This is a genomic window from Desulfobacula sp. (assembly GCF_030611305.1).
In the GTDB taxonomy this organism is placed as follows: domain Bacteria; phylum Desulfobacterota; class Desulfobacteria; order Desulfobacterales; family Desulfobacteraceae; genus Desulfobacula.
In genome coordinates, this window is sequence record NZ_JAUWQB010000002.1 from 48,459 (window position 1) to 62,321 (window position 13,863).

Below are 13,863 nucleotides of genomic sequence, written 5' to 3' on the forward strand. Positions count from 1 at the left end.
ATAGCCCTGGAATAGTGGTCGTTCAAGCTTACAAGCTCAGCATATTTTCAAGTGCGGTAAAGGCATCCTTTTTTATTGTTTCATCAACCTTGACAATGTTTTTTTTCCCAATGTTTTCAAGGCAGGCTAAAAGATTTTTTAAATTGATTTTATACATGTTGGGACAGAGTGAATCCTTTAATGGAAGAATCTGTTTGTCTGGATATTCCATGGCAAGCCGTTTGATCAGGTTGATTTCGGTGCCAATGATGATCGTGGAACCTGTTGGGGCATCGGCCACATAGGTGACGATAAAACTTGTAGAACCCACTGCATCAGACGCCTTGACAACTTCCTGTGTGCATTCCGGATGTACAACAATTTTTGCGTCAGGGAAGCTTTTTCGAATGGTTTCCATGTCATCGATGGTAAACCGTGTATGAACCAGACAATATCCTTTCCACAAAAAGACTCTGGCCTTTTTAATATCTTGTTCAGTATTGCCACCCAATGGTTTTTCAGGGTCCCATACAATCATTTCATTTTCCGGGATCCCGAGATGGTTTCCTGTGTTCCTGCCAAGATGCTCATCCGGGAAGAAAAAGATTTTTTCTCTTTGTCTAAATGCCCATTTAAAAGCTTTGGGCGCGTTGGAAGAAGTGCAGACAGCCCCCTGGTTTTTCCCGCAATGGGCCTTGATAAAGGCGTCAGAGTTCATGTAAGCCAAGGGAGTTACAATATCGTTTCCCACAATGGCTGCAACGTCATTCCAGGCCTTTTCAACCAGGTATGCATCTGCCATATCCGCCATCCAGCAACCGGCATTCATATCAGGGATTTGTACGGTCTGGTGGTCTTTGGCAAGAATAGCCGCACTTTCTGCCATAAAATGGACCCCGCAAAAAATAATGTATTGAGCCCTCTCGTCCCCGGCCGCCTGCTGGGAAAGGCCAAAAGAGTCTCCCCGGTGGTCCCCGAGATCAACGACCTCTTTTCTTTGATAATGATGGGTCAAGATGATAAGCCTGTTTCCAAGTCCCTGTTTGATTTTGATGATTTTATCAATTATTTTTTTGTCTGCTTTAGTGTTTTCCATGTTTATTCCTTACCGATTAAAAAGATGCCATAGGTGGCAAACAGGTTGGGCAAAAAGTTTACCATTTTGCCTTGGCGATGGTTGTTCCTTGTATTAATGGCAGCCCTTTTCAGAATTTTAAATCCGACCTGACTGGAAAATTTTTCAAAATCATTCAGGCTTAAGACCCGGATATTAGGGGTGTCATGCCATGAATAGGGAAGCTCTTTTGTCACCGGTGCTCTGCCGGTAAATGCCAATTGCATCCTGACCTTGATATGTCCAAAGTTCGGGAAACTGACCACACCCATTTTTGCCACCCGCATCATGGAATGGATCAGGCTTGGCGGTTCATAGACCTGTTGAAGGGTCTGGGAACAGATGGCATAGTCAAAGGCATTGTCCGGGTAATCTTCAACTTCCTCATTAATGTCTCCCTGTAAAACCGAGAGCCCTTTTTCAATACATTTTACGACCTTTGCCTCTTCTATCTCTATGCCCCTTTCCTTGACATTTTTCTCTTTTTTAAGCCAAAAAAGCAGATCTCCTTCTCCACAACCAAGGCCTAGTATTTTGGATTCAGGTTCAATCCAGGAGGCAATGATTTTCAAGTCATATCTGAGCTGATCAGGTTTCATGGGATGCACTCCTTAAAAAGCCTTTGATCAGATTATCAAGCCTGTCACTGGGAAGCAAAAATGCATCATGCCCCCATTGAGCATCAATTTCACAAAAGCTGACATCCAGATTATTTTTTTTCATAGCTTTAACCATTTCTTTTGACTGATAGGTAGGGTAGAGCCAGTCAGAGGTATAAGAGACGACTAGAAATTTTGATTTACATTTTGAAAAAGCCTTAACAAGAGACCCTGAACCATATTGTCTTGCCAGATCAAAGTAATCTGCAGCCTTGGTGATATATAAAAAAGAATTGGCATCAAACCGTTCGATAAACTTGTTGCCCTGGTGTTGAAGATAGCTTTCCACCTGGAATTCGGCACCAAATTCAAAACTTAATGCAGATCTGTTTTGAAGCTTCCGGCCGAATTTCAGGCGCATGGACTCATCGGAAAGATAAGTAATATGTCCGATCATCCTGGCAATGGTAAGACCCATATCCGGTTTTTTGCCTGAATAATAATGTCCGTCATTCCAGTTGGGATCAGCCATGATGGCCTGCCGTGCAACTTCATTAAAGGCAATGGCAAGGGCTGAATGTTGTGTGGTTGTTGCGAGGGGAATGGCTGATTTGACCATATCCGGATACCGGACACACCATTCAAGAACCTGCATGCCCCCGATTGATCCGCCAATCATTGATAAAAGAGATTTAATTTCCAGATGATCGATCAGAGCTTTTTGAGTTTCAACCATGTCGCCAATGGTAATGAGGGGGAAATGAGTTCCATACGTTTTGCTGGTTTCAGGATTTATGGATGCCGGACCCGTTGATCCGGAGCAGGAGCCGATAATATTGGAGCAGATCACAAAATACTTGTCCGTATCTATTCCTTTTCCAGGGCCCACCATGATATCCCACCAGCCCGGTTTGGTATCTTTAGGATCATAATATCCCGCCATGTGGGAATCTCCTGAAAGTGCGTGGAGTACGAGAATGACATTGTTTTTATCCTTGTTCAAAGTCCCGCAGGTTTCATAGGCAATGGTGAGAGGACCGATGCTGGCACCGCCTTCAAGCTTCAGCCTGCCAGGTGGGGCAGCAAAGGTAAAGAATTGTTTTTCAACAATGCCCACACTAGCTCCGGTCTGATCCTGGTCGATATACTCACTCATCTGTTAAACAGCCTCCAGAGCCTGTGCCAGATCATTGCAAATATCCTGGGCATGCTCCACTCCAAGGGAAAACCGCAGTAGTTTAGGATCGGCAAGTTTATTTTTCAGGTCTTCGGGAAAGGAGATGTACTGGGATGAGTAGGGATGAATAATTAAGGTTTTGCAGTCCCCGAGATTGGCCAGGTTTAAAATCATATCAAGATGATCGATGAGCCTGAAACAGGATTCCTGGTCCTTTAGCCCGAAAGTAAGCATGGCACCAAAGCCCTTATTATTGAACTGAGTTTTGGCGATTTCATGACATTTATGGTCTTCAAACCCAGGAAAATTGACCCATTCAACCTTTGGCTGTTCTTTTAGAAAACGGGCAACCTTAATTGCATTATCCATGTGGCGTTCCATGCGAAGGCCTAATGTGTTCAATCCAATGGCGGTAAGAAAAGAATGAAACGGAGCGGGAGTGGTGCCAAAGTTGACATGATACTCTTTAAACAGTCTGTGCAGAAAAGCAAGATTCCCTTTTTGTTCAACAAAAGGAGCAAAATCAGAAAATTTTTCCCGAGCCCAGTCAAAGTTTCCGGCATCCACCACCACACCCCCCAGGGCAGCACCATGGCCGGACAGGTACTTGGTTGTTGAATGCAACACAATGTCAGCACCCAGTTCAATGGGCCTGCAAAGCCAGGGGGAAGCTAATGTATTATCAATCAGAAGTGGTATTCCGCTTTTATGGGCAATGTCAGCAATACTTTTGATATCGGCAATTTCCATTCCCGGGTTGGTGATGGTTTCCATATAGACAAATCGCGTCTTTTCGTTGATAGCCTGCTCAATCTCATCAAGGTTCAGCGGATCAACAAGCTTTACACGGATACCATATTTTTTAAAAATGTTTGTAAAAAGCGTATATGAAGACATAAAAAGCGATCTGCTGGCTACAAATTCATCTCCGGCGGAAAGCAGGGTCATACAGGCATTGTTAATGGCTGCCATTCCGGAGCCGGTCACAACAGCGCCTGCTCCTGATTCCAGGGAGGCCAGTTTTTGTTCAAGAAACCGGTTTGTGGGATTGCTCAACCGCATATAAATATGGTCCTGGGTCTGGCCGGCAAATGTTTTGCTTAAGCTGTCCGCACTCTCATGGTAATGGGCCGCAGTCTGAAAAATGGGTGGGAGGGTGGCTCCTTCCCAGGGGGTGTCTTTTAACCCTTCATGAATCGCTCTTGTTTCAAAATGATAATCTCCTTTTTTGTTCATGATCGTTTTCCTTAATTCGTCAGGTTGTTTAAAGAAGCAATAAGTATCACATTGTGGTAGGCTTTTGTCAAGATTTACTTGATTTTTTAATAAATCAAGTGACATCGTGTTAGGACAATAGTATACTTATCCTATATCTATGCTGGCCTGACAAACAGGCTGGAAAGGAGGATATGATGGAGATAAAAACAATACTGAACCCTGTCGACGGGTCAGATCATTCAATCCGTTCAACCGAGTATGCCATTAAACTTGCAAAACTTTTAGATGCCGAAATTATTCTGCTGCATTGCCATGCCAGGTTCCCGATTGTCTTGGCAGAACCCTATTTCCAGCAGGCAATTAATGAAATCAACAAAGCATCTGAAGAGCTTGTTGAGCCGTTTATAACAATGCTTGAGCAGGGAGAAGTGAAGTTTGATGTGCGTATTCTTGAAGGGACTCCTGGAAACATAATAACTGATGTGTCAAAAATTGAGAAAATTGACCTGATTGTTATGGGGTCAAGAGGTGTTACGAATTTTACCGGATTGTTTCTTGGCAGTGTTGCGCACCAGGTGCTTCATAAATCAGACTGTCCTGTTTTTATAGCAAAAGGCTGATGATCTTTCACTATAGTTCAGATGCTGCTAAGGCACCGAGGATCTTTGCAGGGATTGTTTACAAAACAGATCAGATCAAAAAGACTGCTCAATTGTTTTAACGGTCAATTGTAAAGATTTGTTCCGATTAATTGATTCTCCTTTTTTTTTAGCAGTTTGTTTAATTTTTGGGTTGCAGAGGCAATTTTCCAGCGCCGCGACTAATTTATCTGCGGTTAATTTTGCACGCCAGATAGATTTCGGTCCCATCTTGGACCTGTAAATTTTTTGTCCGTGAAAGTATTGATCCAGGATATGTGGGACAATCACTTGAGGAACGCCTGATATGGCTGCGGCGGCTGTTGTTCCGGCGCCTCCGTGATGGATGACTGCGGCTGTTTTTGGGAAAAGTTTTAAATGGGGATAGTTTTTAATAAAAAAGACATCCCGGGAAAATTTATGTTCTGACGATTCTTCCCAGAACTTAGCAATAATAATTCGTTTGCCAACGCGCCTTGCTGCTTTTACAAGCAAAGGGATATTTTTGGCCTGGTCTTCAGGGGGCATACTTCCAAATCCTGCATAGATTGGTTTGGAACCATTTTCAAGGAACCGGTCAAGATCCGGTTGGGGCTCACTGGGTAAATCCAGATGCAGATATCCGGTTTGAACAAAGGTCTTTTTAACATCCAATGGTACCCTGGCAACCTCTTTGTCGCAGGCAACAATGGTATGGTCTCCCAAAATATGGTCCCATGCATTATCAATGGGTGCCAACCCCATTTTTTTTCTGTGCCGGTTTATCAAAAAAGTGATATTGAACTTGTCCAGCAGGCTGGCAGTTTTCCAGGATATCTCATTGCACCATCGAGGGAACGTTTGAGTTTTTATGGTTAAAAACGGATGGTCGCCTGAAGGGAAAAGCTGTGGAGTAAAGGCAATATATCGATACTTTATGTTCATGGCCTGGGCAATTGAAGACAAAGCAAACATTAAAGATGATCCAATTACCAGATCCGCGTTTTTAATAATTGGGGGCAAAATTTTAAATTGAGAATATAGTTCCTGCCGTACAAAAAATATGGCAGCCATGTTCGTGCGAAGGCTGATGGCATCCTTCATATTGTTTAAGAAAGCGGTAACATTCCTGCCGAATTTCATGTATGAACATCCCAGTTGCCTTGCCCACAGAGCTTTTTCCGGGGGGCCCACAAGAAGAACATCATGTCCTGCGGATTGTAAAGCCAGGGAAAGAGCGATCATGGGCTGAACATCTCCTCTGGACCCACAGGTTGCAAGTACTATTCTCATTGAAATCACCTTTAGGATTTGGTATCCGGATTATTACCCAGGAAGAGCTTCAGTCCCTTGATGCTGCGGCGAGCAATACTCCAAAACTAATAAAAACAGATCCGGTGGCCTTTCTAAACAGATTTATCCTTGAGGGTTCTATTAGCCAGTCTTTTATTTTGTGTGCGACAATGGCATAGAACATTAAAAAGCAGAATGAAGAGGTCATCAGCACAGATACCAAAATGAAAAATTGCGGGGCCAGAGCTTTACTTACATCAAGAAACTGTGGGAATAAAGCGGTCAAAAATATAATGGCTTTTGGATTGCTGACAGCAACGCCCAGTGCCTGAAAAAAGATTTTCCCGGATGCAACAGACTTTGCGGTTAAGGGGGTGTCTGCCAGGGCATTATCAGAGTTTTTGGTGAAAAATTGTACCAGCCCTAAATAGATCAGGTAGGCAGCACCTGCGAATTTCACCATATCAAATATAATCGCAGAGGTTTTTAAAATTGCCCCAAGACCGGTGACTGCAATAATCCCAAGGCAAAAAAGGCCGGTAATATTTCCAAGAGCAGCAAAGCTTGCCTTTCTCCATCCATATAATGTTGATTTTGTCATGATGAAAAATACAGCGGGGCCGGGTGTGAAGGTTGCCACAAAGACCAGAGTCAGGTAAATCAGCCAGGATTGAAATGTCATTTTTATTGTCCTATTCTAGTTTTTTGGGCCAGTTAAATCAATGGTTAATTCATAAATGCCTTGTTCTACCTTGGCCTGAACCGGGAAATCGCCTTTTTCAAATACTTTGAGCATGGCCCGGTTCGATGCCAGAACATCAGCGGTCATGCCCTGTGCACCCCTGTCTTTTGCCAATCTTGCCAGCATCTGATACAGATAGGTGGCAATCCCGTATCCCTGATATGCTTCATCAACGACAAATGCAGTATCCACAAAGGGTTTGTTCTGATGTTTGACAAACCTGGCTTCGGCGATAATGGTCTGTTGTCCCGGTTCGCCTACAAGGGCAACAATGGAGAGCGCATCCCGATAGTCAACGTTCACGTATTCCTGTGTTTTTTCATGGGGCATGGTTTTTATGGGGCTGAAATACCGGTAGTAGATGGCCTTATCGGAAAATCTGTAAAATAACCGTCTCATCTGGTCTTCATCAGAGGGTTTGATCGCCCTGAAACGCACGTCAATGTTATCCCTGAACCTATGCCGGGTTTCAATATCAGCAGGATAAAAATGAGCGCTGTCTGCCAGAAATATTTGGTCTTTGTACAGGATATTGGTTTTTTTGGCCCCTTCAACAAGTGCAGGCCGGTCCTCGGGATGTGCAATTTCAATAAGGGCCTGGGCCCGTTCTCTTAAGGTTTTCCCCCGTAGATGGGCGATCCCCTGTTCTGTTGCCACAAGATCAATGGATTCGGGAAGACTTAATAAATCAGGAGAGTCCTCCACTGAGAGGCGGATATTGGGAGCTCCCTGACGGTTTCGGCTGGGAAGGGCAACAATGGTATAACCGCCCTGGGAGATTTCTGCCCCGTTAAAAAAGTCGGCCATCTGTCCGGGGCCTGCTGTGACATGCCCTTTGGTGCTATGAAGGACCACCCGGCCTGAAAGATCAACTCGTCTTACCGGGATAATAAAGACAAACCGATGATTTTTTCCGATTTCCAGGGGATGGAAGACTTTGTCAATGCTTTGAAATTCAACAATGGGATTTTTGTCAAGAAATTGCATTAACTCTTTACTGCCAAGGGCATAGGCAGTTAAAGACTTTCCCCTGAAAAGGCCTTTTTTCCGATTGGAAACGGCACCGCTTTTTACAAGTTCCATTAATGCATCAGTAAAAAAAGGGGTATGAATACCCAGATCTTTTTTATTGGCAAGATGTCTGGGCAGAGCCTCGAAAATGGGACCAAAGGTAAAGGCAAGGCAGCTACCATCCTCAATGACCGATGCAACATTGGCAGCCAGCTTGTCAAATACAGGCTCCACCGGAAACCTGGGGAAATAAAACGGCGGATCAGTGGATTCAATAACCATGTCAAAGGAATCAAAGGGAACAAAGGTGTCTCCAAAAGTAAAAGGGATTTCCTGATTGATTTCACCCACCACAAGATCAGCCTGGGCCATTGCCCTGCGGGCCACATCAACTCCTACACCCAGGCTGCAGTAACCAGCCTTGTTGGGAGGTGTTATCTGAATAAAGGCAACATCAATGGGAATCTGTCCTTCCTTCATAAGCAGGGGGATGGCTGAAAATCTTGAGGGGACCAGATCGACCTGGCCGGCTGAGATGGCTTCAGCCGATACCCATCCGGAAAAAAAGGTTTTAAGGCGGTACCGTTTGGATTGTAATGCTTTGTATGAGATGGCATCCCCGAAACTGACAAGCTGGATCAGGGTCAGGTCCTGCAGGCGGTATCCCTTTGCATGCATGAGGCAGTTCACAAGGGTTCGGGGTTCAGCAGCACCCGTGCCGATAAAGATGTTCATTCCCGGTTCAATTTTTTTTAAGACATCGCCCGGAGAGACGATCTTTTTCTTCCATGATGGTGTTTTTTTAAGCATCATATATCCTCTGCCTTCACAAATTCAGACCTTCAAGCGGACTCCATGACGTGATGTCTTCGTTCCCGGCCCTGATCCATCAACTTGAGCTTTGGATTGGGACTAAATTTTGGTTTGTTTTCTATGTCTGATATGATAATAGCATTATAAATGGAAAAAATAAGCAAAATTTTATAGGGGCGCAGAATTTTCCATATTTTTAACTTATTATCAAAATAAGTGGAAAATTATAGTATCTATTACAATCAATATCATGGAAAGTTTCCACTTATTAACACTGTTCGATTCAAGAAGAATCTAGCACGGGCAATAACACTACTAGGAGGAAAGACCATGGGTAAATGTAAAGGATGTGGCGATGAACTTGAAGATGGTTTCGAATTTTGCACTTCTACTTGTCACCACAAGTACGACGAAAAGAAGGGCGTCAAGTTTGAAAATAAATGGAGCCCCGCAGAATACAGAGCTAATGTAGCCGCAGGGCAAAGAGATCAAATATTCCGAGCAATTGATGGCTTGAAATGAGGATATTGCACTTTAGATAGCAGCGTTTGACAAATCAAACAGCGCTAGATTAACTTGACTATAGGGCAGCATTGTTCTTTCTGATATATCCCCTTGGCATAGGCCGATATGGGACATCGAATCGGGTAGCCGGGGGTTTTAATCCCCCAGCCCCCACAACACCCTGCATGCGGGTCCGCACAGGGCGTTTCACCAAGATTACCGGGCCGAGGCCGGGTAATGAATTTTCACCCACTGATCTTTGACAGATATTAACCCTTGTTCCGATAGCCATTTATTAGTCATACCGACTTGTGTTGCCATGGTTCTGGCAAGATGCCACGGTCCCCTGCGACTAATCGCTGTCATGATGGCTTGTCTTTTAGAAGTTCCCAGTTTGAGGAGGTTGCGTACTTTGGTCCGGGCATAGCGCCACTGTTTCCAGTAACACATCCGTATCCGGCGGCGGAGCCATTCATCTAAACCCGGGATGGGACGATAATACTCCGATATCCCATAATAGTTCATCCAGCCGCGTACGTATTCCGCTAACTTCTTGTAACGGTACCCCATGGAAACAAACCAACTCCTCCCGGTAAAGCGACGTAACCGTCGCTTAAATTCCAGGAAGGATTTATCGCTCCACCTGATTTTACCTTTTACAAAGACAAAACCAAGGAAACCGCACTCCTCCACCGGAGCCACCTTGCTTTTCTTCTCGTTGACTTGGAGCCGCAGCTCCCGTTCGAGGAACCTTCGGATACTCGCCATCACTCGTGTGCCGGCACTAAGACTTTTCACCATAATGATGAAATCGTCTGCATACCTAACAAAATGGTGGCCGCGTCTTTCCAGTTCCTTATCAAGATCATCGAGAAGAATATTAGCTAACAATGGAGAAAGTGGGCCACCCTGGGGAACGCCAGTAGGCGTTGCCTGAAGGCAGCCTTTGACCATAACACCAGCCCTGAGATATTTACCGATAAGCTTAAGAACCCGCTTATCCTTTATCTGACGGGAGACTCTACTCATCAAGACATCGTGATTAACTTTATCGAAAAATTTCGATAAATCAGTATCAACGGCTACAGTGTAGCCCTGCCCTATGAATTGTTTTACCTGCCGGACACCATCATGGGCTGATCTGCCAGGCCTGAAACCGCAACTTGATTCTGAAAATAAAGGATCAAATATTAATCCCATGACCTGGGCAATGGCTTGCTGGATCATTCTATCCAGCACTGTTGGAATACCAAGTGGACGTTTACTTCCGTCCGGTTTCGGTATCTCAACCCTTAGAACAGGAGAAGGGGCATATGTCCCTTCAAAAAGGTTTGAACGTATTTGGGGCCATAACTCGCGAAAGGTGTCTGGAAATTGTTCAACGGTTACACCGTCGATTCCAGGGGCACCCTTATTGGCCCGCACCTGTTTCCAGGCACGACGTATATTTTCTGCCGAAAGAATACGCTCCAGTAGATGACTCTTTGAAAATGGTACTTCCACAGCGCGCCTGTACACTACTCCTCCATTCGGATTCACTGTATATACAAAGCTCATGGATACCTCCTTTTCGTTTGATGTTCGGTCCTTCACCCTGTCCGGGGCATTACCCCCGGCATTTGGCTACTATGACGTCTGCTGACTTCTGCCCTATCACCCTTCAGGTTACCCTGACAGGCGCAATGAAACTTCTTTTGCATGTGCTGCCCATTGTTCGTGTTTCACCACCGTCGGCAACAGCCGGTGATGCCTGGACCTTGGCGACCCGGTATGGTCCAAGCCGGGATTTATTGCAAAAGATGCTCAATGCATGCAAGGCAGATCTCCCCGGATAAGAACGTGAACTTTCACTACACAACCGCAGCATTTACCCTGTCTCCTGAATCCTGGGCTTTGTCATGTTGTGCTGACTTACCCGGAGACCAGGCCTTATATGCTGTTTCTGTTCGTCGGCTCATAGTTTTGCACTCCAACTTCCTTCGGACGGTCCCTCGCGGTTCCGCCCTTGTTTTCGGCTAATACTTGTGTTAACAAAACACATGTTAACAGGACTCACGTATAGGGGACTTTCACCCCATAAGTTCACGCCCGTGCCGGGCGTACCCAAACAAATTACACTGGACGCGCAAAAGCGCGCCGGTGAATTGAGCGTTCAACTATATTTTCTGACAATCTTAATCAAACCCATTCTTCCAGATTCAACTCTTTAATATAAAAACCGAGCTATCAGCAGGCATTGGTCATTCAACTTTTTAGGATAGAAAGATTAATCACTCGATTTGTCCGACTCAAGTATTATTATCCTAACGGACATTGCCATAAGATCTTCAGAGTATCAATGATATCGGTTCAAATCTTAATTAAATTTTTGAAGATATGACTTAAAACAGCCGTCTGCCCTTTTCCAATGCTCGAAGTACCTTGTCTCGGTCTTAGGAGAGCAAAGTGTCGATATTGCAAATATTGGCATTTCCGACACTTTGCTTTTTCAGAATGTTTCCGAAATCTGTTTAATGACTAAGGGCAAATATTGAGTTTTGGCTATATCCGACCATTTACTCAAAATGCCAGGATTGGCATTTTGGATAAATGGCAATTTATCGAAAGGTATTGCAGGTTCCACAAGTTGAGCAAAAGCACGACTGTACTTGCTATCATGACCATATTTTTTTTAAAGTCTGTTGTGGTGGATACAAAAAAATAGGGGATAATCCATTGACACAAGATATATCATGTGCTTATTCTCAATAATCATAAAAACTTGATTCAGGCACTTGATTAAGATTAAAGGGGCAAAATGAAAAAAGCCATATTGATCCTTGGAATACTTTTCTTTGCACTGGACTCACAGGCCCGGATGACGGCCGAAACAATAGTAAAAAAAGCCTTTGATTACTGGCGGGGTTAAGCCTCTGTTTCAACCATAATCATGACCATCCACCGTCCTGACTGGGAGCGCAGCATGACAATCAAAGCCTGGACCCGGGGTGAATCCGATTCCCTGTTTGTTATCACCAGACCTGCAAAGGATAGAGGGAACGGCACCCTTAAAATCGACAAAGGAATGTGGATGTACAATCCCAAGGTAAACAGGGTCATCAAGCTTCCCCCTTCCATGATGTCCCAAGGCTGGCAGGGATCTGATTTTTCCAACAACGACCTTGCAAAAAGCGACAGCCTTATCAAAGATTATGTGCACACCCTGGAAGACACAAAAATCGTTCAGGGCAAAAAAGTCTATTCTATAAAATCAATGCCCAAACCCGAGGCCCCGGTTATCTGGGGCATGATCAAACTTACAATATGTGAGGACAATATCCTTTTAAGTGAAGTGTTTTTTGATGAAGACCTTGCGCCTGTTAAGATAATGACGGCATGGGATATCCAGATGGCAGGTGACAAGCTTTTCCCCTTAAAATGGAAAATGCAGAAATCTGATGCAATTGATGAGTATACTTTATTTGTATATGAGAAGATTAGCTTTGAAAAAAGCTTGAGCAAAAGTATTTTCACCCGGACCAATCTTAAAAATCCAGGGCTATAAGGGATTATTGCATGTCAATAGAATTAAAAATGGCGTGGCGCAATATATGGCGAAACCCTCGCCGGACACTTCTTACCATTGCAGCAATTGCCTTTGCAAGCATGATCCTTGTGTTTATGCTCTCTTTCCAGCTGGGTTGTTATGAAACCATGATTAATACTTCTGTTAAAATCAGTACGGGTCATCTGCAGATCCAGGCAAAAGGATATCTTAACGACAAAAAAATGCGTCTTGTCATTAAAGACCCTGACAAGATAGCAAAATTTCTTGACACGGTAAAAGGCATTGATACTTACACCTTCAGGACCAATGGGTTCTCACTTGCATCGTCTGATAAAAGAACTTACGGGGTTATTGTAACCGGAATAGACCCCATGAGGGAAGCCCATGTTTCAAGCATAAAATCCCTTGTTCGTAAAGGCAGTTATCTAAAAGAGGATGACGAGTATGCAGCCCTTATAGGAGAAAACCTTTCAAATAATTTGAAAGTGGATATCAATGATGAGCTTACCATACTGGGACAGGGGCGGGACGGTTCAATTGCAGCTGCAGTTCTTACCATAAAAGGCATTTTTAACTCCGGCATTGATGAATTTGACCGGAATGTTATCATGATGGGGCTTAAAGGATTCCAGGAAATCTTTTCCATGGGAAAAAGTGTTCATGAAGCCGTTATAACAGCAGATTCCCTTGGGGATGTCTCCATGGTTAAACAGGAAATCCAGAATCATTTTTTAAAAGTCAAAGGGGATGAATCTCTTGCAGTACCGGATTGGATGGAAATTATGCCGGGGCTGCTGCAGGGGATACAAATGGATCTTGTCAGCGGCATCATCATGTATATCATCCTTATCATTGTTGTAGCCTTCAGTATTTTTAATACATTTTTAATGGCTATTCTGGAGAGAACCCGGGAATTCGGCGTCATGATGGCCATTGGAACAAGTCCTTCAAGGATTACAAAGCTTGTCATGTTTGAATCTATTTGCATGACCATTGTGGGGATTGTTCTGGGAATCATCATCGGAAGCCTTGTAACGCTTTATTTTCAAAAACATGGGATCTTTATTGCCGGCACCGAAGAAATACTTAAACAATACGGGATTCCCGAAAGACTATACCCGAGGCTGTCCCTGATTTCTGCCGCAGCAGGGCCTTTGGTGGTGTTTGTTATTACTTTTGTGTCTTCTGTTTTTCCTGCTTTGAAGATCAGGAAACTCAAACCTGTTGAGGCCATGAACACTGTATAAAG

Annotated in this window: 13 protein-coding genes; 5 read left to right on the forward strand and 8 right to left on the reverse strand. The window is 44.1% G+C overall.

The window, feature by feature from the left end:
- Positions 1 to 28: 28 nt before the first annotated feature.
- The 4 genes from nadA to QAI40_RS00695 are packed head-to-tail and all read right to left on the reverse strand — an operon-like array spanning position 29 to position 4,105.
- The gene (nadA, locus tag QAI40_RS00680) at positions 29 to 1,075 is read right to left on the reverse strand and encodes a quinolinate synthase NadA (protein WP_299978350.1); all 1,047 of its coding nucleotides are present in this window, start codon (positions 1,073 to 1,075) and stop codon (positions 29 to 31) included.
- Positions 1,076 to 1,077: 2 nt separating this feature from the next.
- Complete coding sequence (metW, locus tag QAI40_RS00685; protein WP_299978347.1) at positions 1,078 to 1,692, reverse strand: methionine biosynthesis protein MetW; 615 nt, start codon at positions 1,690 to 1,692, stop codon at positions 1,078 to 1,080.
- A complete protein-coding gene (metX, locus tag QAI40_RS00690; RefSeq protein WP_304511420.1) occupies positions 1,682 to 2,848 on the reverse strand; it encodes a homoserine O-acetyltransferase MetX in 1,167 nt (388 codons plus the stop codon). The genes metW and metX overlap by 11 nt, the downstream gene beginning before the upstream one ends.
- A gap of 3 nt (positions 2,849 to 2,851) precedes the next feature.
- The gene (locus QAI40_RS00695; RefSeq protein WP_299978341.1) at positions 2,852 to 4,105 is read right to left on the reverse strand and encodes an O-acetylhomoserine aminocarboxypropyltransferase/cysteine synthase family protein; all 1,254 of its coding nucleotides are present in this window, start codon (positions 4,103 to 4,105) and stop codon (positions 2,852 to 2,854) included.
- 173 nt (positions 4,106 to 4,278) lie between these two features.
- Between QAI40_RS00695 and QAI40_RS00700 the strand changes: the two genes are divergently transcribed.
- Positions 4,279 to 4,707 (forward strand): universal stress protein, encoded by a 429-nt coding sequence (locus QAI40_RS00700; RefSeq protein ID WP_299978338.1) that lies wholly within the window; start codon positions 4,279 to 4,281, stop codon positions 4,705 to 4,707.
- A gap of 75 nt (positions 4,708 to 4,782) precedes the next feature.
- On the opposite strand, the gene QAI40_RS00705 is transcribed toward QAI40_RS00700, so the two are convergent.
- From QAI40_RS00705 to QAI40_RS00715, 3 genes are read right to left on the reverse strand one after another with little or no spacing between them, the layout of a single operon-like run.
- Entirely contained in the window at positions 4,783 to 5,997 is a 1,215-nt protein-coding gene (locus QAI40_RS00705) for a glycosyltransferase (protein ID WP_299978335.1), read from the reverse strand.
- 49 nt (positions 5,998 to 6,046) lie between these two features.
- Positions 6,047 to 6,679: a LysE family translocator gene (locus QAI40_RS00710; protein WP_299978332.1), complete on the reverse strand. Its 633-nt coding sequence runs from the start codon at positions 6,677 to 6,679 to the stop codon at positions 6,047 to 6,049.
- A gap of 15 nt (positions 6,680 to 6,694) precedes the next feature.
- Entirely contained in the window at positions 6,695 to 8,563 is a 1,869-nt protein-coding gene (locus QAI40_RS00715; protein ID WP_299978330.1) for a bifunctional acetyl-CoA hydrolase/transferase family protein/GNAT family N-acetyltransferase, read from the reverse strand.
- A 330-nt stretch (positions 8,564 to 8,893) separates the two neighbouring features.
- Here QAI40_RS00715 and QAI40_RS00720 point away from each other — a divergent pair, with 330 nt between their 5' ends.
- Complete coding sequence (locus QAI40_RS00720; RefSeq protein WP_299978327.1) at positions 8,894 to 9,085, forward strand: hypothetical protein; 192 nt, start codon at positions 8,894 to 8,896, stop codon at positions 9,083 to 9,085.
- Positions 9,086 to 9,283: 198 nt separating this feature from the next.
- Here the strand turns inward: QAI40_RS00720 and ltrA are convergent, their stop codons facing one another.
- Positions 9,284 to 10,624 (reverse strand): group II intron reverse transcriptase/maturase, encoded by a 1,341-nt coding sequence (gene ltrA, locus QAI40_RS00725; protein ID WP_304511421.1) that lies wholly within the window; start codon positions 10,622 to 10,624, stop codon positions 9,284 to 9,286.
- 62 nt (positions 10,625 to 10,686) lie between these two features.
- Here ltrA and QAI40_RS00730 point away from each other — a divergent pair, with 62 nt between their 5' ends.
- The 3 genes from QAI40_RS00730 to QAI40_RS00740 all read left to right on the forward strand — a co-directional run bounded on the left by QAI40_RS00730 (position 10,687) and on the right by QAI40_RS00740 (position 13,861).
- Positions 10,687 to 10,902, forward strand: a complete 216-nt coding sequence (locus QAI40_RS00730; RefSeq protein ID WP_304511422.1) for a hypothetical protein — start codon at positions 10,687 to 10,689, stop codon at positions 10,900 to 10,902.
- A 1,127-nt stretch (positions 10,903 to 12,029) separates the two neighbouring features.
- Positions 12,030 to 12,611: an outer membrane lipoprotein-sorting protein gene (locus QAI40_RS00735; protein WP_299981308.1), complete on the forward strand. Its 582-nt coding sequence runs from the start codon at positions 12,030 to 12,032 to the stop codon at positions 12,609 to 12,611.
- Positions 12,612 to 12,622: 11 nt separating this feature from the next.
- Positions 12,623 to 13,861, forward strand: a complete 1,239-nt coding sequence (locus tag QAI40_RS00740) for an ABC transporter permease (protein WP_299981310.1) — start codon at positions 12,623 to 12,625, stop codon at positions 13,859 to 13,861.
- Positions 13,862 to 13,863: the final 2 nt, after the last annotated feature.

Coding starts and splice junctions, on each gene's coding strand:
- QAI40_RS00740 (WP_299981310.1), top strand. CDS start 12,623: ATGTCAATAGAATTAAAAATGGCGTGGCGCAATATATGGCGAAACCCT.
- QAI40_RS00735 (WP_299981308.1), top strand. CDS start 12,030: ATGACAATCAAAGCCTGGACCCGGGGTGAATCCGATTCCCTGTTTGTT.
- QAI40_RS00705 (WP_299978335.1), bottom strand. CDS start 5,997: ATGAGAATAGTACTTGCAACCTGTGGGTCCAGAGGAGATGTTCAGCCC.
- QAI40_RS00700 (WP_299978338.1), top strand. CDS start 4,279: ATGATGGAGATAAAAACAATACTGAACCCTGTCGACGGGTCAGATCAT.
- QAI40_RS00710 (WP_299978332.1), bottom strand. CDS start 6,679: ATGACATTTCAATCCTGGCTGATTTACCTGACTCTGGTCTTTGTGGCA.
- nadA (WP_299978350.1), bottom strand. CDS start 1,075: ATGGAAAACACTAAAGCAGACAAAAAAATAATTGATAAAATCATCAAA.
- QAI40_RS00715 (WP_299978330.1), bottom strand. CDS start 8,563: ATGATGCTTAAAAAAACACCATCATGGAAGAAAAAGATCGTCTCTCCG.
- QAI40_RS00695 (WP_299978341.1), bottom strand. CDS start 4,105: ATGAACAAAAAAGGAGATTATCATTTTGAAACAAGAGCGATTCATGAA.
- QAI40_RS00720 (WP_299978327.1), top strand. CDS start 8,894: ATGGGTAAATGTAAAGGATGTGGCGATGAACTTGAAGATGGTTTCGAA.
- ltrA (WP_304511421.1), bottom strand. CDS start 10,624: ATGAGCTTTGTATATACAGTGAATCCGAATGGAGGAGTAGTGTACAGG.
- metX (WP_304511420.1), bottom strand. CDS start 2,848: ATGAGTGAGTATATCGACCAGGATCAGACCGGAGCTAGTGTGGGCATT.
- metW (WP_299978347.1), bottom strand. CDS start 1,692: ATGAAACCTGATCAGCTCAGATATGACTTGAAAATCATTGCCTCCTGG.